The organism is Microbacterium sp. H6 (genome assembly GCF_003314775.1).
GTDB classification, from domain to species: domain Bacteria; phylum Actinomycetota; class Actinomycetes; order Actinomycetales; family Microbacteriaceae; genus Microbacterium; species Microbacterium oxydans.
In genome coordinates this window covers 1-807 of record NZ_QOAY01000308.1, presented here as the reverse complement: position 1 = coordinate 807, position 807 = coordinate 1, and the positions used below count along the sequence as shown (strand labels likewise).

The 807-nt window shown below is 72.5% G+C and carries 1 protein-coding gene; it reads left to right on the top strand.

Annotated features, from left to right (window positions below; translation table 11 throughout):
* The coding region (locus DSP71_RS21175; protein WP_309472641.1) for a sugar-binding domain-containing protein at positions 1-653 on the top strand (653 nt) is incomplete at its 5' end.
* Positions 654-807: the final 154 nt, after the last annotated feature.

Below are 807 nucleotides of genomic sequence, written 5' to 3'. Positions count from 1 at the left end.
TGGGTCGTGCCGCCGCCGACCTGCTCAGCGAGATCGTCACCGACGGCGACGTGCTCGGGCTCACGGCCGGTCGCACCCTGACCGCGATGGCCGGGCACCTGCGCACCCTGGCGACGTGCGAGGTCGTCCAGCTCGCCGGGGTCGCCGCGCCGACGCCCGAGAACGGCGTCGAGGTGATCCGCCAGGTGAGTCGGATCTCGGGCGGTCGCTCCCGCGCCATCTTCGCGCCCCTGCTCGTGGAGACCGCAGCGACCGCCTCCGCTCTGCGGCGCGAACCCGGCATCATGGAGACCTTCCGCCGGTTCGACTCGGTGACCAAGGCCGTCGTCGCGGTCGGATCGTGGAGTCCGCCCGACTCTCAGCTCTACGACAATGCGGGGAGGGCGGGCGCGCTCGACGAGTTGCTCGCCGCCGGCGTCAAGGCGGAGATCTGCGCGACGCTCATCGACGAGAACGGAGCCGTGGTGGGGTCGGTGGCCGAGCGGTCGCTCGCGGTGTCCACCGAGCAGCTGCGGCACATCCCCGAGGTGATCGCGGTGGCCGGCGGCCCGTCGAAGACAGGTGCCGTCATCGCCGCGCTGCGTTCCGGGATCGTCGACTCCCTGGTGACGGACGCGGCTCTCGCCCGACGGCTGCTCGAGTCGCCGGTCTGAGCGCGACCGGCGCACCACATCAGCGCGGGGCGGGTTCGTAGTTGCGCAGCTCGGTGGAGGCGCGCACCATGCGGCGCAGGTCGGCGAGGCTTCCGTGCACTGCGCCGTGCGCACGGGCCTGCACCAGGAGGTTCCCCATCGATGTGGCCTCCGA